The organism is Amphritea atlantica, assembly GCA_024397875.1.
Lineage (GTDB): Bacteria > Pseudomonadota > Gammaproteobacteria > Pseudomonadales > Balneatricaceae > Amphritea > Amphritea atlantica_B.
On record CP073344.1, the window covers coordinates 4,179,467 to 4,200,782 of the forward strand.

Below are 21,316 nucleotides of genomic sequence, written 5' to 3' on the forward strand. Positions count from 1 at the left end.
ACTACGTGGTACAATTTTCTTGTCTATAATTCATCTCAAACAGATATAGCAAAGGTGTATAAATGCCCCTGAATATCAGCTGTCCGGGTTGTTCAACCCTCAACAAAGTGCCTGCGGAGCGTCTTCAGGACGGCCCGAAATGTGGTAAATGCAAACAGCCACTGTTTCAGGGCAAACCGGTAGATCTGACAGCAGCAAACTACCAGAACATGGTGACGCGTAATGATATTCCGGTTCTGGTTGACTGCTGGGCCAGCTGGTGCGGACCCTGTAAGCAGTTTTCCCCGGTTTTTGAGCAGGCAGCAGGACAGTTTGAGCCCAAACTTCGTCTGGCTAAACTCGACACGGAAGGGCAACAGGCAATCGCTGCGCAACTACAGATCCGCTCAATACCCACCCTGATTCTGTTTAAGCAGGGTAAGGAAGTGGCCAGAATCAGTGGCGCTCTGCCGCTGGGGCAACTCAAGCAATGGCTTAATCAAAACGGGGTCGATCTCTGATCGTCCCTTGCCAACAATCACTCTTCATATGACTCTCAGCAAGCCGACTCTGAATAACGCCTCCCGATACTGTTTAGCAGCTCAGTTAATCTGAATTATTCACAGTCTCCGATTCCTCCGCTCCCGACAAGTCTGTACACAGCTATCAGCCATGCATAGTTATAAACCGCGACACAAAAAAATCACTTGAAATATATCCTTACTTTTCAACAACTTAAAACAAACACCCCAGAATATAAATAACTTACTCACAAAAACATGTGAATAACCCCTGTATTAAACGCGGATAAGCTGTGCAGATACGGTGTTTATCTTAATCAGAACTATTTATGCTAAAACCTCTTTCCAGTGGGCCTAACACAGAGAGTGCCATCGATAGCGTCATAAACACAGTACAGCTCTGTACCTTAATATATTGTTATTCATATAGTTAACAGGCAAAAGCTTTTCGCCAGGCTCTGGTAAACTGCAGAAAGAGTACATTTAACTCACAAGCAGAAACGACGGGGCGGAAAAGTTATCCCAGCCTGAAAATTCTGAACTGAACTTCATTGAGTCATCTGGAGCGGTTTCAGGAAAAAGCGACTGAGCTCTGCAATTTATCCACTAAACCCTGTGCGTAAACTGTATAACTACATAGGGACAACCGCTTAACAAAGCTGTGTACAAAAGGGCCTGTGCATAAACAGCCTGGTTATACACAGCTCTGTGACAAGCTGTTAAGAGGTTAACCGCAGTTATCCTACAGGGTTATATGTTTTATAAATAGTTGATAGTTAAACGATAATATAGGTTATCAACTGAAAACAGGCTGCTTAATAATAGAAGTAAAAATAAAAAACATATCTTAAGAACATATTTAACTTATATATAAAAGATTAAGAAAAGAGAACAGATTTAAGGTTGTACAAAGTTTAACCATTTCTATATTGACCCCTTAGGTTTATACTTAGCGCCTTTTTCTGAGCCACTGCCTTCAGGCATAACAACTCGGGCTCTCTTCAATTAAATAATGAGGTTAAGTGAGTGGACTATCCTGACCACTTTGATGTGATTGTAATTGGTGGTGGCCATGCCGGAACTGAGGCAGCGTTAGCCGCAGCCCGTACAGGCGTAAAAACTCTGCTGTTAACCCATAACATTGAAACCTTGGGGCAGATGTCCTGTAATCCGGCTATCGGCGGTATTGGTAAAAGTCATCTGGTTAAAGAGATCGATGCTTTAGGCGGAGCAATGGCAATTGCCACCGACAAGGGAGGCATCCAGTTCCGTACCCTGAACTCGCGTAAAGGGCCGGCAGTACGTGCCACCCGTGCACAGGCCGACCGTATTCTGTATAAAGCAGCAATTCGTGAGATCCTGGAAAACCAGCCGAACCTGCAATTGTTTCAGCAGGCGGTCGATGATCTGATTGTCGAAGGTGAGACAGTCAGGGGCGTGATTACTCAGGCGGGTCTGCGCTTCTATGCCAACAACGTTGTTCTCACCGTCGGTACTTTCCTCGGTGGTAAGATTCATATCGGCCTGGATAACTACTCTGGAGGACGTGCAGGCGATCCGCCTTCGATCGCTTTGGCAGACCGGTTGCGGGAACTGCCGTTGCGGGTTGACCGGTTAAAAACCGGCACTCCACCGCGAATCGATGCCCGCAGTGTTGATTTCAGTGCAATGCAGGAACAGCCCGGCGATACACCGACACCGGTAATGTCGTTTATGGGATCACTGGCTGATCACCCGCGGCAGATCAGTTGCTACATTACCCATACCAATGAGCGAACCCATGATATTCTGCGCTCCGGACTGGACCGTTCGCCAATGTATACCGGTGTTATCGACGGGGTTGGTCCACGCTACTGTCCATCGGTGGAAGATAAAATTGTTCGTTTCGCCGACAAGACCAGCCATCAGGTGTTTGTTGAACCGGAAGGTCTGACGACCCATGAGCTGTATCCGAACGGAATCTCAACCAGTCTGCCATTCGATATTCAGCTGGCGGCGGTGCGTTCTATCAAAGGCTTTGAAAACGCTTTCATCACCCGTCCGGGTTATGCCATTGAGTACGATTTTTTCAACCCCCAGGATCTGAAACACACCCTGGAAACCAAACTGATCAACGGCCTCTACTTTGCCGGTCAGATCAACGGTACCACCGGTTATGAAGAAGCCGGTGCACAGGGACTGCTGGCAGGGGTTAACGCTGCTCTGCGCGCTCAGGAGAAGGAACAGTGGTATCCACGTCGTGACGAAGCTTATCTCGGTGTTCTGGTGGATGACCTGATCACCATGGGAACCTCGGAACCTTATCGTATGTTCACCAGTCGTGCCGAGTACCGACTGATTTTGCGGGAAGACAATGCCGATCTTCGATTGACGGAAAAGGGCCGGGAACTGGGACTGGTCAGTGATCAGCGCTGGCAGCGCTTCTGCGATAAGCGGGAGGCGATCGAGCTGGAAAATCAGCGCCTTAAGGAAACCTGGATTCAGCCAGGAACGCCTGAAGCGGAACGCTTAAATGCTCAACTGCAGCAGCCGATCAGCCGGGAATATAACCTGCAGGATCTGGTGAAACGTCCGGAGCTGAATTATGCCGCAGTGGCCGGTCTGAAAGGTGAGCAGGTGAGTGATCCGCAGGTGGCCGAGCAGGTTGAGATTCAGATCAAATATGCCGGCTATATCGATCGCCAGAAAGAAGATATTGATAAGGTTCGTCGCCAGGAAGATACTCTGCTGCCGATCGATTTTGATTACGCCTGCGTCGGTGGTCTGTCGAATGAGCTGACCGCCAAGCTTGAACAGGTGAGACCTGAGAGTATTGCTCAGGCGGCACGGATACAGGGAATGACACCAGCCGCTATCTCGCTGTTGCTGATTCACCTGAAAAAGAAACAGATGACCAATAAAAAGGCTCAGGCTTGATGCAGCAGTACCGTAACCTTCTGGAACAACAGTGCCATCAGATCGATCTTCAGCTGAGCGATGCACAGTATCAACAGCTGCTGAAATATCATGCGTTGCTGATTAAGTGGAATAAGGCATTTAACCTGACGGCGGTGCGTTCTCCGGAAGAGATGATCAGCCGCCATCTGATTGATAGCCTGAGTGTGTTGCCCTACATCGATGTTGAAAGCCTGATCGATGTGGGCAGTGGTCCGGGTCTGCCGGGCATCCCGCTGGCAATCTGTCGGCCCGATCTGCCGATCACACTGCTGGACAGTAATATCAAAAAGAGTCGCTTTCAGTTCCAGGCAAAAGCGGAACTGGGACTGGACAATGTTGCCGTGATCCATGAACGGGTGGAGAAATATCATCCGGAAATCCCTTTTGATGGCGTTATATCAAGGGCATTTGCTTCATTACAGGATATGATTCACTGGACTTCACATCTGTGCTCAGACTCGGGTGTTTTTCTTGCAATGAAAGGGATGTATCCTGAAGAGGAAATTGAGTTATTACCCGAGTCGATTAATCTGCGTCAGAGTATCCGGCTAACCGTTCCGGGCACCGATGGTGAGCGGCATCTGCTGATGTTAGGGAGAACTTCAACGTGACCAAAATATTAACCATCACCAACCAGAAAGGTGGCGTGGGCAAAACCACCACCTGCGTTAATCTGGCGGCTTCACTGGCAGTCACCAAGAAGCGTGTGCTGATGATTGATATGGATCCTCAGGGCAACGCCACCATGGGCAGCGGCGTGGATAAGCACAACCTGAAAAATTCAGTGTATGAAGTGCTTATCGGTGAAGCCAGCATGGAAGATTCGATTATCAGAAATGCCCCGGCCGGTTATGATATCGTCGGTTCAAACGGAGATCTGACGGCGGCGGAAGTTGAACTTCTGCAGCTGCCAAGACGTGAGTTCCGGATGAAGATGGCACTGGAAAAGGTGCAGGATAACTATGATTTTATTCTCATCGATAATCCTCCTTCGCTTAACCTGCTGACCGTTAATGCGCTGGCGGCTTCCAGCGGTGTTATTATCCCCATGCAGTGTGAATACTATGCACTGGAAGGAATCAGTGCGCTGGTTGGCACGATCAATAAGATCAATAAGCGACTCAATCCTGAGTTGAAGATTGAGGGGATTTTACGCACCATGTTTGACCCCCGTATGAGCCTGACCAAAGATGTATCCGATCACCTGGTGGAATATTTTGGTGATCAGGTCTACCGCACCGTTATTCCCCGTAATGTGCGCCTGGCGGAAGCTCCGAGTCATGGACTACCGGCACTGATGTACGATAAAAATTCCCGGGGATCGGTCGCCTATCTGGCTTTAGCGGGTGAGTTGATTCGTAAATCGGGTCTGAATGATAAACAGGCAGAAAAACAGGAACAGGAAGGCTGATCGATGGCGGCTAAAAAGCGTGGTTTAGGACGGGGGCTGGATGCACTGTTATCAACCAGTACTAAATTTGCAGAGGACGCGGTAACTGAGGCGAAAGCCGAGGGCGGCGATGGCTACCGGCTGATGCCGATTGATCAGATTCAGCGGGGTAAATATCAGCCCCGTCGGGATCTTGAGCCGCAGGCGCTGGAAGAGCTGGCTAACTCCATCAGAGCTCAGGGGGTGATGCAGCCAATCGTTGTTCGTCCGGTGGCTGAAAATCTGTATGAGATTATTGCCGGTGAGCGTCGCTGGCGTGCCAGCCAGATGGCGGGACTTGAGGATATACCAACGATTATTCGTGATGTGCCTGATGAAGCGGCAATTGCGATGGCGCTGATTGAGAATATACAGCGAGAAAACCTCAACCCGATGGAGGAGGCGATCGCCCTTGACCGGTTGAAGATTGAGTTTGATCTGACTCAACAGGAGGTCGCAGACGCCGTTGGTAAGTCCCGCTCGTCGGTAACGAACCTGCTGCGTCTGATGCATCTGACCGATGAGGTGAAGAAGATGCTCGAATATGGTGATCTTGAGATGGGTCATGCCCGGGCCCTGCTGGGTATGGACGGCCCGGATCAGGTCATCGCGGCCAAGGAGGTGGTCGGTAAGAATATGTCTGTGCGGCAGACAGAAGATCTGGTGCGCAAGTTACAGCTGAAGAAAACCCAGCCGGCTCAGGAGCCTAAAAAACCTGATCCGCTGCTTAAAGACATGTCCGACTCACTTTCCAGTCGTCTGAACAGCAAAGTTTCAATCAGCGAAAATGCGGCCGGTAAGGGAAAAATCACCATCGCGTATGAAAACCGCGAAAAATTTGAAGCGATTGTTAAGGCGATACAATAAACAGGGCGTTTTTTTGCAGCGGGTGATCGCTGCAGATACCGCTCATAGGGTATTTACTTAGTTCTTCTACTCTGGACGTCTAATACAAAAGTGCAAATCGGTCTGAATCGTGTTGAAGCTGATGCATTAAGCCCCTATAATGCGCTGGCTGTGAAAGGACGTGTTGACGTTTTATTTGCGCAGATGAAGGGAAACTGAGGCTGTATTTATATGAGAAAAGGGCACCGGAAACCTGGCGTTCATACTCGTATCGCCTTGCAGCAGTTTAGGAAAGTCTTCCTGATTCAAGTAGTTAGTTTGATTGTGATTGCGGGAGTTTTACTTCTGCATAGTTGGACTGCGGCCTGGTCATCCCTCTGTGGCGGGATGATATTTCTGCTTCCAAACTATGTATTTGCTTATCGTGCACTGATTGTGCGGCAGGCAAAAAATACTCCCGGCGCTGTTATCCGGCAGCTGTATACGAGTGAAATATGGAAAATGGGCTTATCCATCGTACTCTTCATTGCGGTGTTTATCCTGATTCAACCTCTGAATCCATTTTCCCTATTTGGCACTTATATATTGCTTCAGCTGACAGGCTTTATTGCCCAGCTGAGGCTGAATAACAGTTTCTTAAAACTTTGAATGAGAGAGATAGTAATGGCTAGCGAAATGACTTCCTCAGCCTACATATCCCACCACCTGACGAACTGGACGTTTGGTGTGCATCCTGAACACGGTCTGGGCTTTGCTCATACCGCTCAGGAAGCAGCAGAAATGGGATTTTGGGCAATTCACGTTGACACTATGCTGTGGTCTGTAGGTTTGGGCCTGTTTTTTATCTGGATGTTCCGTAAAGTTGCTAAAAAAGTAACTTCCGGTGTGCCAGGCAGCGCGCAGAACTTTGTTGAAGTAATCATCGAGTTCGTCGAAGACAACGTTAGCAGTATTTTCCACTACAAAAATGCGCTGATTGCCCCGCTGGCACTGACCATTTTTGTCTGGGTCTTCCTGATGAACACTATGGACCTGGTGCCTGTTGACTGGATTCCGTTCCTGACTCAGAAGATCGGTGAAGCGTTTGGCGCTGATCCACATCATGTCTATATGAAGGTTGTACCGACTACCGACATCAACGCTACGCTGGGTATGGCGATTGCGGTGTTTGGTCTGATTCTGTTCTACAGCATCAAAATGAAGGGTTTGGGTGGTTTCCTGGGTGAGCTGGCATTCCAGCCGCTGGGTAAATGGATGCTGCCGTTCAACTTGTTCCTGGAGATCGTAGGCCTGCTGGCGAAGCCGGTATCACTGGCGCTGCGACTGTTCGGTAACATGTATGCAGGTGAGATGATCTTTATTCTGATCGCTCTGCTGCCGTTCTGGGCGCAATGGCTGTTGTCTGTGCCATGGGCGATCTTCCACATTCTGGTAATTACGCTACAGGCGTTCATCTTCATGGTTCTGACGATTGTCTATCTGGCCATGGCACATGAAGAACACTAAGTAGTTGTAAAAACTGAATAATTAAACGATTTCTTTTTAAACTTAAACTTTAGCAATTAAATATCGGAGAAAAACTGATGGAAATGGCATTGCTGTACATCGCTGGTGCACTGATGATGGGTCTGGGGGCTGTAGGCGCCGCTGTAGGTATCGGCATCCTGGGTGGTAAGTTCCTTGAAGGTGCTGCACGTCAGCCTGAGCTGATCCCACTGCTACGTACTCAATTCTTCATCGTAATGGGTCTGGTTGATGCTGTACCTATGATCGGTGTTGGTCTGGGTCTGTACGTACTGTTCGCTGTTGCATAAGTAGAGCTACATACGTCCCTTTATGGGTAACTACTTTTTAAGACAACCGCGAGAGGTAATGGCGTGAATATCAATCTAACCATCTTTGGTCAGATCATTGCATTTACCTTCTTCGTTGTATTTTGTATGAAATATATCTGGCCACCAATTACTGGTGCGCTGGTAGAACGAAAGAAGAAAATTGCAGAAGGTCTGGACGCTGCAGACCGTGCTCAACGTGATTTGGAACTGGCTCAGGAAAAAGCCATGGCCGATATGCGTAAGAGCAAGGAAGAAGCAGCCGCCATCATTGAACAGGCTAATAAGCGAGCTAACCAGATCGTTGATGAAGCAAAAGAGAAAGCACGTGATGAGGCTGCACGCCTTGTAACGGCTGCTCAAGCTGAAATCGATCAGGAAGCAAACCGTGCCAAAGAAGTTCTGCGCGCTGAAGTTGCTGCTCTTGTAGTAGCCGGTGCTGAGAAGATTCTTGAGGCGTCTGTTGACGCTAATGCGCACGCACAGCTTGTTGAAAAACTAGCTGCTGAGCTTTAAGCGAGGTTTACGATGGCTGAACTCAATACAGTCGCTCGGCCTTATACCAAAGCCGCTTTCGAGCACGCAATGGGCAAGGGTATCCTGGACCAGTGGTCTGAAATGCTGACAACTGCAACTGCAGTATCACAGCATGAGACGATGAAACTGGTTCTGGGTAATCCTGGTCTCACCAGCGATCAGAAAGCAGAGGCAATGATCTCTGTCTGTGAAGAGCAGATGGAACCGTCAGCAAAGAACTTTATTACTTTGCTGGCAGAAAATCAGCGTCTGGCTTTGTTACCAGAGATCTCTGCGCAGTTTGAACAGTTGAAAGCCAATCAGCAGCATTCTGTTGAGGTAAGTGTGACAACTGCCTTTGATCTGGGCGAGCAGCAGCAACAAAAATTAACTCAGGCACTGAGCTCCAAGCTGGGCCGCGAAGTGAGTCTGACTACCGAAGTGGACAAGTCCATTATCGGTGGTGTGATCGTTCGAACCGATGATTTGGTTATCGACGGCTCTATTCGTGCTCGACTGGCTAAGCTAGCCGAAGCAATGAACTCCTGAGTGTGAGGATTAAACATGCAGCAACTGAATCCATCTGAGATCAGCGAGATTCTTAAGAGCCGCATCGAGAAACTTGATGTCTCTTCTGAAGCCCGTAATGAAGGTACTATCGTCAGCGTTTCTGACGGTATCATCCTGATTCACGGCCTGGCTGACGTAATGTACGGGGAAATGATCGAATTCCCTGGCGGTATCTACGGTATGGCGCTTAACCTTGAGCGTGACTCTGTAGGTGCTGTAGTACTGGGTGACTATCAGGGTCTGGTAGAAGGTATGACCGCGCGTTGTACTGGCCGAATCCTGGAAGTACCTGTTGGTCCGGAACTGCAGGGTCGTGTAGTAGACGCCCTGGGTAACCCGATCGACGGTAAAGGCCCGATTGAAACTAAACTGACTGACCCTGTAGAAAAGGTTGCACCTGGTGTAATCGAGCGTCAGTCTGTTGATCAGCCAGTACAGACTGGTCTGAAATCCATTGATGCCATGGTGCCAGTTGGCCGTGGTCAGCGTGAGCTGATCATCGGTGACCGTCAGATTGGTAAATCTGCGATCGCGATTGATGCGATCATCAACCAGAAAGGTACCGGCGTTAAATGTATCTACGTAGCAATCGGACAGAAACAGTCCACTATTGCTAACGTGGTACGTAAGCTGGAAGAGCACGGCGCGATGGAACATACCATCGTAGTAGCCGCTGGTGCATCTGATCCTGCAGCGATGCAGTTCCTGGCGCCTTACGCTGGTTGTTCAATGGGTGAATACTACCGTGACCGCGGTGAAGACGCTCTGATCGTATACGATGACCTGACTAAACAAGCCTGGGCTTATCGTCAGATCTCCCTGTTGCTGCGCCGCCCACCGGGCCGTGAAGCATATCCAGGTGACGTATTCTATCTTCACTCACGTCTGCTGGAACGTGCTGCGCGCGTTAACCCAACCTATGTTGAGAAGTTTACTAACGGTGAAGTTAAGGGCCAGACTGGTTCCCTGACTGCACTGCCAGTAATCGAAACACAGGGTGGTGACGTATCTGCATTCGTACCAACCAACGTTATCTCCATCACCGATGGTCAGATCTTCCTGGAAGCGGACCTGTTTAACTCAGGTATCCGTCCGGCGATCAACGCTGGTCTGTCTGTATCCCGTGTAGGTGGTGCAGCACAGACTAAGATCATCAAGAAACTGGGTGGTGGTGTACGTCTGGCTCTGGCTCAGTACCGTGAACTGGCGGCATTCGCTCAGTTTGCATCTGATCTGGACGATGCTACCCGTGCTCAGCTTGAGCATGGTCAGCGCGTAACCGAGCTGATGAAGCAGAAGCAGTACTCCCCAATGTCAGTCGCTGACATGGGTCTGAGTCTGTTCGCTGCCAACGAAGGCTTCCTGAACGATATCGACCTGAACAAGATCCTTGATTTTGAAGCGGCCCTGATCTCCTACTTCAACAGCGAGTACGCTGATGTAATGGGTAAGATCAATAAAGGCGGCGACTACAATGATGAGATCGCGTCTCAGTTCAAGGCTGGTATCGAGAAGTTCAAATCTACCCAAACTTGGTAATAACTCGTCAGAGTGGGGGTCTGCATTCTAGTGATGCAGACCTGAACTAAGTAAAGGTTTAATAGGTGGAACTATGGCAGCCGGAAAAGAGATAAAGACGCAGATAGCCAGTATTCAGGGCACACGTAAGATTACCAGCGCTATGGAAATGGTGGCTGCATCTAAAATGCGTAAAGCTCAGGATCGTATGCAGGAAAGCCGTCCTTATGCCCGGAATATCCGCGGCGTAATTCAGCACCTGGCGAAATCCAATCCTGAATATAAGCATCTGTATCTGCAACAGCGCGAAGTAAAGCGTGTCGGTTTCATTGTTGTAGCAACTGACCGTGGTCTCTGCGGTGGCTTGAACATTAACGCGTTCAAGGCAGCTATTGCCAAGATGAAAGAGTTCGACAAACAGAATATCGAAATCGATATCTGTGCGTTGGGTTCTAAGTCTGTAAGCTTCTTTAAAACATTTGGCGGTAACGTAACCGCAGCAAAATCTGGTCTGGGTGATAAGCCTGAAGCAGCTGAGCTGATCGGTACCGTTAAGGTGATGCTGGATGCTTACGATGAAGGCAGGCTGGATATGTTGTTTGTGGTAACTAACGAATTCGTTAATACCATGACGCAGACTCCACAAGTAGAGCAGATTCTTCCGCTGAAAGCAGAAGACGATGATGACCGTCTTAACCATCACTGGGATTATATTTACGAGCCCGATGCTAAAGAGCTGTTGAACGGCTTACTGGTTCGTTACATTGAGTCCCTGGTCTATCAGGCCGTGGTTGAGAACAATGCCTGTGAACAGGCAGCACGAATGCTGGCGATGAAGAATGCAACTGACAACGCTGGTGACCTAATCGATGAGCTGCAGATGGTTTACAACAAGGCTCGTCAAGCTGCGATTACTCAGGAAATTTCTGAGATCGTAAGTGGTGCTGCTGCTGTATAAGGCAGTTAACAGGTTTAAATGTTAAGAGGATCCGAACATGAGTAGCGGACGTATTGTTCAGATTATCGGCGCAGTAGTCGACGTGGAATTCCCACGTGACAGTGTACCGAAGATCTATGATGCACTGACTGTAGAGGCTAAAGGCCTCACACTTGAAGTTCAGCAGCAGCTGGGTGACGGTGTTGTACGTGCAATCGCTATGGGTCAGACGGAAGGCGTTAGCCGCGGTCTGGACGTAGTTAACACTGGTGCGCCAGTTTCTGTGCCTGTAGGTACAGCGACTCTGGGTCGCATCATGGATGTATTGGGTAACCCAATTGATGAGTGTGGACCTATCGGTGAAGAAGAGCGTATGCCTATTCACCGTAAGGCTCCTTCCTATGCCGATCAGTCAGCTTCAAACGAGCTGCTGGAAACCGGTATCAAGGTAATCGATCTGGTATGCCCATTCGCGAAGGGTGGTAAAGTTGGTCTGTTTGGTGGTGCCGGTGTAGGTAAAACCGTAAACATGATGGAACTGATCCGTAACATCGCGATCGAGCACTCTGGCTTCTCCGTATTTGCGGGTGTAGGTGAGCGTACTCGTGAAGGTAACGATTTCTACTACGAGATGAAAGAATCCAACGTACTGGATAAAGTATCTCTGGTATACGGTCAGATGAATGAGCCTCCCGGTAACCGTCTGCGCGTAGCGCTGACCGGCCTGACTATGGCTGAGAAGTTCCGTGACGAAGGTCGTGACGTACTGTTGTTCGTTGACAACATCTACCGTTACACACTGGCAGGAACGGAAGTATCCGCACTGCTGGGTCGTATGCCTTCAGCGGTAGGTTATCAGCCAACACTGGCGGAAGAGATGGGTGTTCTTCAGGAACGTATCACCTCGACTAAGACCGGTTCTATCACGTCTATTCAGGCGGTATACGTACCGGCGGATGACTTGACCGATCCATCTCCAGCGACAACCTTCTCGCACCTTGATGCGACAGTTGTACTGTCTCGTCAGATTGCCGAGCTGGGTATCTACCCTGCGGTAGATCCACTGGATTCGACTTCACGTCAGCTGGATCCACTGGTAATCGGTCAGGAGCATTATGATACTGCCCGTCAGGTGCAGGGTGTACTGCAGCGCTATAAAGAGCTGAAAGACATCATTGCAATCCTGGGTATGGACGAGCTGTCTGAAGAAGACAAGCAGGTAGTAACCCGCGCTCGTAAGATCCAGCGATTCCTGTCTCAGCCGTTCTTCGTAGCTGAAGTATTCACCGGTTCTCCAGGTAAGTACGTATCTCTGAAAGACACCATCAGCGCATTCAAGGGCATCCTTGCGGGCGATTATGATGATCTGCCTGAGCAAGCGTTCTACATGGTTGGCGGTATCGACGAAGTGGTTGAAAAAGCTAAGAGCATGTAATTGCGCTTAGTTAACCTTTTACAAAGGATAACAACATGGCTATGACTGTTCATTGTGACATCGTAAGTGCTGAAGAAGAGATCTTCTCTGGTCTTATCGAGTTCGTTTCAGTGACAGGTAGCCTGGGTGATCTGGGTATCTACCCGGGTCACGCTCCGCTTCTGTCGGAACTGAAACCAGGTCCTGTAGAGCTAAAGAAACAGGGTGGTGAGCAGGAGGTCTTCTACGTTTCCGGTGGCTTCATTGAAGTTCAGCCGCACAGAGTCTCTGTCCTAGCGGACGTTGCACTGCGTGCGGGTGATATCAACGAAGCGGCTGCTGAAGAAGCGAAGAAGCATGCTGAACATGTGATGGCTGATAAGAGCAGCGAACTGGATTATTCCCGTGCGACTGCTCAATTGGCCGAAGCTGCAGCACAACTGCGTACTATTCAGCAGATTCGTAAGAAGATGGGTAAATAACCCACGCTTACTGAACTGCTACTCGAATAAAAAACAGCCTCCGGGCTGTTTTTTTTTGCTTTCAAGGAGGAGAATTATTGCTTAGTGTGAATATGGGCGCTGAAGCTCAATAGGCTTCTATCAATACAAATTTAAAAAGGATTTATTTTATGTTCTTTAAAGGCAAAGGATTGATTGCAAAAAGTGCTGTTGTGATCTGCTCAACTATTTTAGTGACGGGTTGCGCGACAGAAAGTCATCGTGAGATTCAGCCTCAGAAGGTTGAAACCTATCGGGTAAATTATCAGGGGCCCCGTACCACACTGGTCGTGGGTAATTTTGATAATCGCTCTAATTACCTGCAAGGTATGTTTTCTTCCGACAACAACCGGCTGGGTAATCAGGCGCAAACCATCCTCAAAACACACCTGCAACAGACTAACCGGTTTAATGTTGTCGACCGCGAAAACATGCCTGAGATGCAGCAAGAAGCGAACTTAAGCGGTATTAAGCAGCAAATTAAGGGTGCCCGATATGTTGTCACCGGTGATGTCACAGAGTTTGGCCGCAAAGTAACGGGTGATAAGCAGCTGTTTGGTATCCTTGGTAAAGGCAAAACGCAGACCGCTTACGCAAAAGTATCACTCAATATTGTTGATGTAGTTACCTCACAGATCGTCTATTCGACCCAGGGTGCGGGTGAGTATGAGCTGTCAAACCGTGAAATTATCGGCTTTGGCGGAGCTGCAGGTTATGACGCAACACTCAATGGTAAAGTGCTGAATTTTGCGATTATGGAAGCGGTGAATAATCTGGTTATGGATATGCAAAACGGTATCTGGACGATCGAACAATAAGGAATTTGTTACGTGAAAATATTTGCAGTGTTGTTAATGACTTCCAGTGTTTTGCTGGGAGGCTGCGCCACTCAGGATACCAGTCTTTATTACTGGGGATCATACGAAGCGATGGTTTACGAAATGTACGTTGAGCCTAGTAATGCGCCTGCAGCGTTGCAGATCGCGAAACTGGAGGAGGATATTCAGAAGTCGGATGCGCTGGGTAAAAAGGTTCCTCCGGGTTTATATGCCCATTTGGGAATGATGTACGCTGCGGAAGGCAAAGCAGGCCTGGCTCAGGAAGCGTTGTTGAAAGAAAAGGCAATGTATCCGGAGGCAACCACTCTGGTTGATACACTACTGAAGAATCAGAAACAGGGAGTTAATCAGTGATGATACGTTCTATTTTGTGTGGACCTTTAATGCTGCTGGTGTTGCTGATTAACGGTTGTGCGACTCAGGAACGCTATGATTATTCCGCACTGGAAGCCAGTAAGCCCCGTTCTATTCTGGTGATTCCGCCGATGAATAATTCCGTTGAGGTTAATGCATCCAATATCTATCTTTCTACGTTATCCCGACCTCTGGCGGAAAAAGGCTATTACGTTTTTCCGGTTGCGGTGATTAATCAGTTTCTTCAGGAAAATGGACTGCAGTCGCCTGCTGATATGCACAGTGTCTCTCTGGATAAGTTTGCTGAACACCTTAACCCGGATGCTATCCTCTATATTGTGATTGAAGACTGGGGGCAGAGGTATGAGATCCTCTCTTCAACAACAGTGGTTAAAGCGGATATGAAACTTGTAGATGCAAAAACAGGTACCACCCTGTGGAACACAAAAGTGTCCTATGCTCAGGGCTCAGGCGACAATGGTGGCGGTCTCGTCGGTATGTTGGTTCAGGCTGTGGTGGATCAGGTTGTCGGAACTATCTTAGATCCGACTCCGAACGTCGCCAGGATTGCCAATAATATCGCAATTAATAATCAGGGACGGGGGCTGCTCAATGGTCCTTACCGGGCTCCGTAGCAGCATTTTTTCACCGCTCTATCGCTATTAAAGCGGAGAGCCACTCCTGCATAATGTCTGAATACTGTAGGAGCTGCTTCTAGCCGCGATAGTGTATTTTGAAACTACAATAGCCCCCACAAAGTATCAAAAATAATTTTCTGGGCGGCAGCCACCTCTTTCGATTCGATCACCACTGCGGTTGGGTAGTTGGCTGAAGCCAGGGAGATAATTGCACACTTCGGCGGGTATACAGCGATATAGGCGGCATCAACCCTGCCTTCGGTTTTAATCCATTTCCGTGCACTCAGCTCCGCATCCTCGCCCCCGTCACCAATCGCGATGACCTTTACCTCTATCCCTTTCTGAATTCGCTGAGCAGTGAAGTTTGGAAAGGGACGGTAGAGATGTTGTCGGATCGGTTTTGAAGAAAACACGGAATAGCGCTTGGGTTGTTGAGCTTCGACGGTATTGAGTATATCCCTGAGAACCTGTTCGATACCGCTGTCGCCTTCGTAGTAGCTGACGTTGGCCGTATTGAAGTCTGGCATCAGGTGGTGCAACTCTGGTACTACCCGGTTTTTCAACTGATCAATTGCCGAATCAAGGGAGTGACGCCGCTCTTCAGCCAGCTGCAGCAGTATTTCCGGCTCACGGGCAGAGAACAGCCGGCGTTTTCCTTTTGGCAGATAGGTGACGATGCCTTTCTGCTGCATCTCTTTGAGGCAGTCGTAGGTTGTCCCCCGATTGATAGCCGCTTTTTCAGCAATTGTTCGGATAGCGCTGGGGCCCAGCGAGAGCAGTGCCCGGTAAAGAGTGATTTCACGCTTACTCAGGCCAAGCAGTTCAAACAGTTCATTATTCATAATTGTCAATTTTTCTCTGACATTTAATATTGCATCTAAGACCAGTTAGATTAAAGTTCTGTTAAATTACTGTTCGTGTCAACAACAGCAGGTCGTCGGATCGGCCATTGCTGTAATTAACCAGGGATACCTCTGCTTTGAATACCCTTGATATCGTTATTCTGGCCGCTGGTCAGGGTAGCCGGATGAAATCATATCTGCCTAAAGTGCTGCATACTATTGGCGGAAAATCGATGTTACAGCATGTTATTGATAGCGCTATGACGCTGGAAAATTCCCGCTCCCATATTGTTATTGGGCATGGCGCTGAGAAAGTTGAATCGGCCCTGTCAGGGCAGGGTGTACAGTTTGCTCTTCAGGCCGAACAGCTGGGTACGGGTCATGCGGTGGCTCAGGCAATGCCAAATATCTCTGACAATGGGGTAGTGCTGGTGCTGTATGGCGATGTCCCCCTGACCCGGCCTGAAACGATGGCGGAGTTGGTGAAGATTGCTGAACGGGGCCAGTTTGGTCTGCTGACGGTTAATCTGGCCGATCCAACAGGCTATGGTCGGATCGTACGCAGCGATGCCGGTGATGTTGTGGCAATTGTTGAGCATAAAGATGCCAGTGAAGCGCAACGGGCGATTACCGAAGTCAATACCGGGATTCTGGCGCTGCCCACCGCGCTGCTAAGAGAGTGGATACCTCAGCTTTCCGCCAATAACGTGCAGGGTGAGTATTACCTGACCGATATTATTGCGATGGCGGCGGAGCAGGGAGTGCGTATACAGGCGATTCAGCCTGCCACCGAGCAGGAAGTGCAGGGGGTTAATAATCGCCTGCAGCAGGCTGAGCTGGAGCGCTGGTATCAGTCGCGTCAGGCTGACGCGCTGATGTTGGAAGGGGTTTCTCTGGCGGACCCGTCTCGGATCGATATCCGGGGAGAGGTGAGTGTCGGTCACGATGTCGCAATTGATATCAACGTGATCCTGGAGGGCCGGGTAGAGATCGGCGACAACGTAACCATTGAAGCCAACTGCATTATTAAGGATTCGGTGATCGGGTCTGGTAGCCATATCAAGGCGAACTCATTGCTGGATCAGGCAGTGGTGGCGGATCACTGTGATATCGGCCCGTTTGCCCGGCTTCGTCCCGGCAGTCATCTGGCCAGCAACGCCAAGATCGGCAACTTTGTGGAAACTAAGAAAGCCAGTATTGGCGAGGGCAGCAAGGTTAACCATCTGAGTTATATCGGTGATGCTGAGATCGGTGCCGGTGTTAATGTGGGTGCAGGAACCATTACCTGTAACTATGATGGTGTGAATAAGTCGACGACTGAGATTGGTGATGGCGCATTTATCGGTTCTAACAGCGCTCTGGTCGCACCGGTAAAAATCGGCGCAGGCGCGACGGTCGGTGCAGGTTCCACTATCACTAAAGAGATTAAGGCCGATCAACTGGCAATTACCCGGGCAAAACAGACTAATCTGAATAACTGGCAGCGCCCGGTTAAAAAATCATAAGGAAGCGGAATTATGTGTGGAATAGTAGGGGCTATCGCTGGCCGGAATATTTCAGCGATTCTGCTGGAAGGACTTAAACGGCTGGAATACCGGGGTTATGATTCGGCGGGTATGGCGGTTCTTAATAGCACTTCGGGCCTGCTTGATCATCTGAAGCGGGTGGGTAAGGTGGCTGAACTGGATGCCGCTTTGAGTGAATTACCGCTACCCGGTTATCTGGGAATCGCTCATACCCGCTGGGCAACCCACGGAAAGCCTGAGCAGCGCAATGCCCACCCGCATCTCTCTGCCGATCGCATTGCCGTCGTGCATAACGGTATTATCGAAAATCACACCGCGCTGAAGACTGAGCTGGTTGCTGATGGTTATCAATTTTTATCTGATACCGATACTGAAGTCGTTACCCATCTGATCCACCGGGAAGTGATCGCCGGTAAAGGGCTGCAAGCGGCGCTGAAAGAGACCTTAAAGCGACTGGACGGCGCCTATGCATTGGCAGTGATCGATCAGCAGCAACCGGATCTGCTGCTGGCGACCCGTATGGGCAGTCCGCTGGTGATCGGTGTGGGTATCGAGGAAAATTTTATCGCTTCAGACCCGCTGGCGTTGTTGCAGGTGACCGATCGTTTTATCTATCTGGAGGAGGGGGATATCGCCTCTATTACCCGCTCCGGGGTTCAGGTTGAAGATATTGCCGGTCAGCCGGTAAAGCGTGAGGTTCAGCTGTTTGAACATGGTCATGATGCCGCTGACAAGGGCGAGTACCGTCACTACATGCTGAAAGAGATCTATGAACAGCCCACAGTGATCCGTAACGTGCTTGAAGGCAGGATCCATCAGGGGCATGTGCTGGAGCAGGTGTTCGGTAGCGGCGCATCCGAGCTGTTTGACCAGGTGAAAATGGTCCAGATCGTTGCCTGTGGTACCAGTTACAATGCCGGCGTGGTGGCCCGTTACTGGATTGAAAAACTGGTTGGAATCCCCTGTATGGTGGAAGTAGCCAGCGAGTTCCGTTATCGCAAAACCGTGTGTATGCCCGGAACCCTGTTTATTACCATCTCCCAGTCCGGGGAAACAGCCGATACCCTCTCCGCGCTGCGGGAAGCGAAAGAGCAAAACTATCTTGGCTTCCTGTCGATCTGTAATGTCGCAGGCAGCTCGCTGGTGCGGGAGTCCGATCTGGCGATTATGACCAATGCCGGTCCGGAGATCGGAGTCGCTTCAACCAAAGCCTTCACCAGTCAGTTAGTCGTACTGATGCTGACCACTCTGGTGTTGGCCCGTCGCTATGGTTTTGAGGGCGAACGGGAGATTGTTGCTCAGTTGCAGCAGTTATCCGCCCTGACTGATCAGGTACTGGCGCTGGATCCACAGATCCAGAAAATGGCGGAACACTTTGTTGATAAGCACCACGCTCTGTTTCTGGGTCGGGGTACCATCTACCCGGTGGCGGTAGAGGGCGCTCTGAAGCTTAAAGAGATTTCCTACATCCATGCAGAAGCGTACCCTGCAGGTGAGCTGAAACATGGCCCTCTGGCGCTGGTAGACGAGGATATGCCGGTCGTAGCCGTTGCGCCGAACAACTCGTTGCTGGAAAAACTTCAGGCTAATCTGGAAGAGGTACGGGCCCGGGGCGGAAAACTGTTCCTGTTCGCCGATTCTAAAGCGCAGGTGAAACCCGGTAATGATCTGGAACTGATCACCCTGCCGGATGTGCCAACGGTGATGGCGCCGATCATCTACTCCATCCCGCTGCAGTTGCTGGCTTACTATGTCGCCTGCCTGAAAGGCACCGATGTCGATCAGCCACGTAATCTGGCAAAATCCGTCACGGTGGAATAACGCTTACCTGGCCTGATGGCGAAATACGCCCTGTTGATCGTCTTCAGGCCAGTCTCTCAAGTGCTCAGGGAGATAAAGGGCGGCCTCAGGGTAAGATGACGCTTTTATTACCCAATCTGGTTGTTATACGAAAGTATAGTGAAGCAATCGTTGCTATAGTTCCCTCTGGTATTACTACATTTTTCAGAACGTTTTGAACCTTTTCGGGTCAGTGATCGTTCTCCTGAAAAAATAATAATAATTTCATATGTCAGGGTTACTCTATGAAAATTCGTACTAAGTTGCTGGCCTTCATTGCAATTTCGGTCATAGTGCCAATTATTATCATTTCATCATTTTCTATCTATGAAGCCAGAGTGACCGCACTGGATAACTTTGAAACCAGCAGCCGTAAAGAGATCACTCAGATCGATAATGCCTTTAACATCTTTTTTAAAGCTATTGCCGATAATGTAACTTTCGTGGCGGATCTTCCGCTGGTTAAAGATAATAGCTTTAACTTATCCAATTTTCTTAATGGGCCTGGCAGTTTCAAATCGCATCTGAGTGCCGGGGGAAAGGAGGCGGAGCTGTTCCGCATTTACGAGAAGTTTGGTCAGACCCATCCTGGGCTGGCCTATGTGTATTCTGGTCGTGCTGACGGCGGTTACATTCAGTGGCCCGATGTTGCCATTAAAGATGCATACGATCCGCGTCCCCGTCCGTGGTATAAAAAAGCACTGGAAAATCCTGGCGAGGTGGTGCGTACTGAGGCTTATTACTGGGCGGGAGATGATGCCACCTTTGTTGGTACCGCCAAGACGATTACTGACAGTTCAGGCAAAGTTATGGGGGTGCAGTCGATGGATGTCTCCGTGAAACAGCTGACGGAGATTGTGCAGCAGATAAAAATTGGCGAGCGTGGACACATCTTGCTGATTGAAGACAGCGGAACGGTTTTAGTTGATCCACTTTTTCCAGAGCATAACTTCAAAAAAGTCAGTGCGCTGGATACCCAACTGTTTAAACAGCTTGTATCGGTTGATTCTGGTCTGTTGGAAGTCGAGCGTAATGGTGAAAACTATCTGGCAAAGGTGGTTAAATCCTCTGCGCTGGGCTGGCGCTTTGTTGCGCTGGTTCCAGCCGATGAGGTCTTTGCGACGGCTGACAGAATTGCCTGGCTATCGCTGATTATTGCTGCGGTACTTATCGCACTGTTTATCTCGGTTGGTGCATTATTTTCTAAACTGATTACCCGGCCGATTGATCGTGTCGCTGATGTGTTGAAAAGCATCGCTGACGGAGAGGGGGATCTGACCACCCGGTTACCGATAGAGTCAAATGATGAGGTCGGTGAGCTATCCCGTTCATTCAATCAGTTTATAGAAAAGCTGCAATCGATCATTCAACAGATAGTCGGGCTTTCCGGAGAACTGAAAAGTAGTGCCGATGCGGCTGCGGAGAGTGCGAATGGTTCTATGGCTGAGGTGAGGCATCAATTGGATCAGATTACTCTGGTGGCCACGTCAGTGGAAGAGATGTCGGCGGCGACTCAGGAAATTGCTTCCAATGCTGAGCATACATCCCATGCTGCCAGTGAAAGCGCCCGTTTTAGCAAGCAGGGCCAGGCCGTGGTAATGAAAGCCCGGGATTCAATCGATGATCTGGCGGGCGAGGTGAGTACTGCATCGCAGGTTATCCTCAAACTGAGCGAACACTCTCAGCAGATAAACTCGATTCTGGGTACGATCCAGGGAATAGCAGAGCAAACAAACCTGTTAGCGCTAAATGCTGCGATTGAAGCGGCACGTGCAGGAGAGAATGGCCGTGGATTTGCGGTAGTCGCTGATGAAGTCAGAAGTCTTTCACAGAAAACGACGGTCTCCACTGCTGATATACGCAATATGATCGCGACACTTCAGTCTACAACACAGCAGGCCGTGTCGATTATGACCAGCAGTGAAGCGATGGCTCAGACTTCTGTTGCTGAGGCCAATCAGGCCTATGAACAGTTGGTTCTGATAACGGATTCTGTGAATAATATCAGTGATATGTCTGCCCAGATCGCCACGGCGACAGAGGAGCAGAGTATGGTCAATAACGGCATATCGGAGAATACCTCTCAGATTAAAATGATTGCCGATCAGATGTTCGAAAATGCTGATACCCGACTGAAGCGATCCCGCAAACTGCATTCTCTTTCTGAAGGTATGCATGGTCAGGTCGGACTTTTTAAAGTCTGAAGAGTGTTATAGGAGTTTGTAAACCAGACAGACTGAACCGCCAGAGCAGGGCCGCTAAACAGCTATTCTAAGCCC

21 protein-coding genes are annotated in these 21,316 nt (G+C 49.4%); 20 read left to right on the forward strand and 1 reads right to left on the reverse strand.

All coding sequences use genetic code 11. From position 1 onward, the window contains the following. Positions 1–62 precede the first annotated feature (62 nt). The 17 genes from trxC to KDX31_19295 all read left to right on the forward strand — a co-directional run bounded on the left by trxC (position 63) and on the right by KDX31_19295 (position 14,827). On the forward strand, positions 63–500 hold the full coding sequence (gene trxC, locus KDX31_19215; protein UTW03410.1) for a thioredoxin TrxC: 438 nt from the start codon (positions 63–65) through the stop codon (positions 498–500). 1,026 nt (positions 501–1,526) lie between these two features. After that, positions 1,527–3,416, forward strand: a complete 1,890-nt coding sequence (gene mnmG / locus KDX31_19220; protein UTW03411.1) for a tRNA uridine-5-carboxymethylaminomethyl(34) synthesis enzyme MnmG — start codon at positions 1,527–1,529, stop codon at positions 3,414–3,416. After that, entirely contained in the window at positions 3,416–4,048 is a 633-nt protein-coding gene (gene rsmG, locus KDX31_19225; protein UTW03412.1) for a 16S rRNA (guanine(527)-N(7))-methyltransferase RsmG, read from the forward strand. The genes mnmG and rsmG overlap by 1 nt, the downstream gene beginning before the upstream one ends. Further along, the gene (locus KDX31_19230; protein UTW03413.1) at positions 4,045–4,848 is read left to right on the forward strand and encodes a ParA family protein; all 804 of its coding nucleotides are present in this window, start codon (positions 4,045–4,047) and stop codon (positions 4,846–4,848) included. Before rsmG ends, KDX31_19230 begins: the two co-directional genes overlap by 4 nt. A 3-nt stretch (positions 4,849–4,851) precedes the next feature. Continuing rightward, positions 4,852–5,733: a ParB/RepB/Spo0J family partition protein gene (locus KDX31_19235; GenBank protein UTW03414.1), complete on the forward strand. Its 882-nt coding sequence runs from the start codon at positions 4,852–4,854 to the stop codon at positions 5,731–5,733. Positions 5,734–5,943: 210 nt separating this feature from the next. Then, positions 5,944–6,360 carry an ATP synthase subunit I gene (locus KDX31_19240; protein UTW03415.1) on the forward strand — a complete coding sequence of 139 codons (417 nt, stop codon included), beginning with the start codon at positions 5,944–5,946 and terminating at the stop codon, positions 6,358–6,360. 15 nt (positions 6,361–6,375) lie between these two features. Next, positions 6,376–7,218: a F0F1 ATP synthase subunit A gene (atpB, locus tag KDX31_19245; protein ID UTW03416.1), complete on the forward strand. Its 843-nt coding sequence runs from the start codon at positions 6,376–6,378 to the stop codon at positions 7,216–7,218. 77 nt (positions 7,219–7,295) lie between these two features. Continuing rightward, entirely contained in the window at positions 7,296–7,526 is a 231-nt protein-coding gene (gene atpE / locus KDX31_19250; protein UTW03417.1) for a F0F1 ATP synthase subunit C, read from the forward strand. A 63-nt stretch (positions 7,527–7,589) separates the two neighbouring features. Beyond that, the gene (locus KDX31_19255) at positions 7,590–8,060 is read left to right on the forward strand and encodes a F0F1 ATP synthase subunit B (protein ID UTW03418.1); all 471 of its coding nucleotides are present in this window, start codon (positions 7,590–7,592) and stop codon (positions 8,058–8,060) included. A 12-nt stretch (positions 8,061–8,072) separates the two neighbouring features. After that, positions 8,073–8,609 carry a F0F1 ATP synthase subunit delta gene (locus KDX31_19260; GenBank protein ID UTW03419.1) on the forward strand — a complete coding sequence of 179 codons (537 nt, stop codon included), beginning with the start codon at positions 8,073–8,075 and terminating at the stop codon, positions 8,607–8,609. A gap of 15 nt (positions 8,610–8,624) precedes the next feature. After that, on the forward strand, positions 8,625–10,169 hold the full coding sequence (gene atpA, locus KDX31_19265; GenBank protein ID UTW03420.1) for a F0F1 ATP synthase subunit alpha: 1,545 nt from the start codon (positions 8,625–8,627) through the stop codon (positions 10,167–10,169). Between the two features lie 73 nt (positions 10,170–10,242). Continuing rightward, positions 10,243–11,106 (forward strand): F0F1 ATP synthase subunit gamma, encoded by an 864-nt coding sequence (gene atpG, locus KDX31_19270; GenBank protein ID UTW03421.1) that lies wholly within the window; start codon positions 10,243–10,245, stop codon positions 11,104–11,106. 37 nt (positions 11,107–11,143) lie between these two features. Then, on the forward strand, positions 11,144–12,520 hold the full coding sequence (gene atpD / locus KDX31_19275) for a F0F1 ATP synthase subunit beta (protein UTW03422.1): 1,377 nt from the start codon (positions 11,144–11,146) through the stop codon (positions 12,518–12,520). Positions 12,521–12,555: 35 nt separating this feature from the next. After that, the gene (locus KDX31_19280) at positions 12,556–12,981 is read left to right on the forward strand and encodes a F0F1 ATP synthase subunit epsilon (protein ID UTW03423.1); all 426 of its coding nucleotides are present in this window, start codon (positions 12,556–12,558) and stop codon (positions 12,979–12,981) included. A gap of 149 nt (positions 12,982–13,130) precedes the next feature. Further along, positions 13,131–13,817, forward strand: coding sequence for a CsgG/HfaB family protein (locus tag KDX31_19285; GenBank protein ID UTW03424.1), 687 nt, complete (start codon positions 13,131–13,133; stop codon positions 13,815–13,817). A gap of 12 nt (positions 13,818–13,829) precedes the next feature. Further along, positions 13,830–14,192, forward strand: a complete 363-nt coding sequence (locus KDX31_19290) for a DUF4810 domain-containing protein (GenBank protein UTW03425.1) — start codon at positions 13,830–13,832, stop codon at positions 14,190–14,192. After that, the gene (locus KDX31_19295) at positions 14,192–14,827 is read left to right on the forward strand and encodes a DUF799 family lipoprotein (protein UTW03426.1); all 636 of its coding nucleotides are present in this window, start codon (positions 14,192–14,194) and stop codon (positions 14,825–14,827) included. The genes KDX31_19290 and KDX31_19295 overlap by 1 nt, the downstream gene beginning before the upstream one ends. Positions 14,828–14,931: 104 nt before the next feature. Here the strand turns inward: KDX31_19295 and KDX31_19300 are convergent, their stop codons facing one another. Next, positions 14,932–15,672, reverse strand: coding sequence for a TrmB family transcriptional regulator (locus KDX31_19300; protein UTW03427.1), 741 nt, complete (start codon positions 15,670–15,672; stop codon positions 14,932–14,934). Positions 15,673–15,809: 137 nt separating this feature from the next. Here KDX31_19300 and glmU point away from each other — a divergent pair, with 137 nt between their 5' ends. The 3 genes from glmU (at position 15,810) to KDX31_19315 (ending at position 21,241) form a co-directional block, all read left to right on the forward strand. After that, positions 15,810–17,177 (forward strand): bifunctional UDP-N-acetylglucosamine diphosphorylase/glucosamine-1-phosphate N-acetyltransferase GlmU, encoded by a 1,368-nt coding sequence (glmU, locus tag KDX31_19305; GenBank protein UTW03428.1) that lies wholly within the window; start codon positions 15,810–15,812, stop codon positions 17,175–17,177. A gap of 12 nt (positions 17,178–17,189) precedes the next feature. After that, complete coding sequence (glmS, locus tag KDX31_19310; protein ID UTW03429.1) at positions 17,190–19,019, forward strand: glutamine--fructose-6-phosphate transaminase (isomerizing); 1,830 nt, start codon at positions 17,190–17,192, stop codon at positions 19,017–19,019. Between the two features lie 263 nt (positions 19,020–19,282). Then, the gene (locus KDX31_19315) at positions 19,283–21,241 is read left to right on the forward strand and encodes a methyl-accepting chemotaxis protein (GenBank protein ID UTW03430.1); all 1,959 of its coding nucleotides are present in this window, start codon (positions 19,283–19,285) and stop codon (positions 21,239–21,241) included. Positions 21,242–21,316 lie beyond the last annotated feature (75 nt).

Excerpts from the sequence above, each read along its gene's own strand:
- KDX31_19240 (UTW03415.1), top strand. The coding sequence starts at position 5,944 with ATGAGAAAAGGGCACCGGAAACCTGGCGTTCATACTCGTATCGCCTTG.
- atpB (UTW03416.1), top strand. The coding sequence starts at position 6,376 with ATGGCTAGCGAAATGACTTCCTCAGCCTACATATCCCACCACCTGACG.
- KDX31_19295 (UTW03426.1), top strand. The coding sequence starts at position 14,192 with ATGATACGTTCTATTTTGTGTGGACCTTTAATGCTGCTGGTGTTGCTG.
- KDX31_19280 (UTW03423.1), top strand. The coding sequence starts at position 12,556 with ATGGCTATGACTGTTCATTGTGACATCGTAAGTGCTGAAGAAGAGATC.
- KDX31_19285 (UTW03424.1), top strand. The coding sequence starts at position 13,131 with ATGTTCTTTAAAGGCAAAGGATTGATTGCAAAAAGTGCTGTTGTGATC.
- rsmG (UTW03412.1), top strand. The coding sequence starts at position 3,416 with ATGCAGCAGTACCGTAACCTTCTGGAACAACAGTGCCATCAGATCGAT.
- KDX31_19300 (UTW03427.1), bottom strand. The coding sequence starts at position 15,672 with ATGAATAATGAACTGTTTGAACTGCTTGGCCTGAGTAAGCGTGAAATC.
- glmS (UTW03429.1), top strand. The coding sequence starts at position 17,190 with ATGTGTGGAATAGTAGGGGCTATCGCTGGCCGGAATATTTCAGCGATT.
- atpG (UTW03421.1), top strand. The coding sequence starts at position 10,243 with ATGGCAGCCGGAAAAGAGATAAAGACGCAGATAGCCAGTATTCAGGGC.
- atpE (UTW03417.1), top strand. The coding sequence starts at position 7,296 with ATGGAAATGGCATTGCTGTACATCGCTGGTGCACTGATGATGGGTCTG.
- KDX31_19260 (UTW03419.1), top strand. The coding sequence starts at position 8,073 with ATGGCTGAACTCAATACAGTCGCTCGGCCTTATACCAAAGCCGCTTTC.
- KDX31_19235 (UTW03414.1), top strand. The coding sequence starts at position 4,852 with ATGGCGGCTAAAAAGCGTGGTTTAGGACGGGGGCTGGATGCACTGTTA.
- atpD (UTW03422.1), top strand. The coding sequence starts at position 11,144 with ATGAGTAGCGGACGTATTGTTCAGATTATCGGCGCAGTAGTCGACGTG.
- trxC (UTW03410.1), top strand. The coding sequence starts at position 63 with ATGCCCCTGAATATCAGCTGTCCGGGTTGTTCAACCCTCAACAAAGTG.
- atpA (UTW03420.1), top strand. The coding sequence starts at position 8,625 with ATGCAGCAACTGAATCCATCTGAGATCAGCGAGATTCTTAAGAGCCGC.
- KDX31_19315 (UTW03430.1), top strand. The coding sequence starts at position 19,283 with ATGAAAATTCGTACTAAGTTGCTGGCCTTCATTGCAATTTCGGTCATA.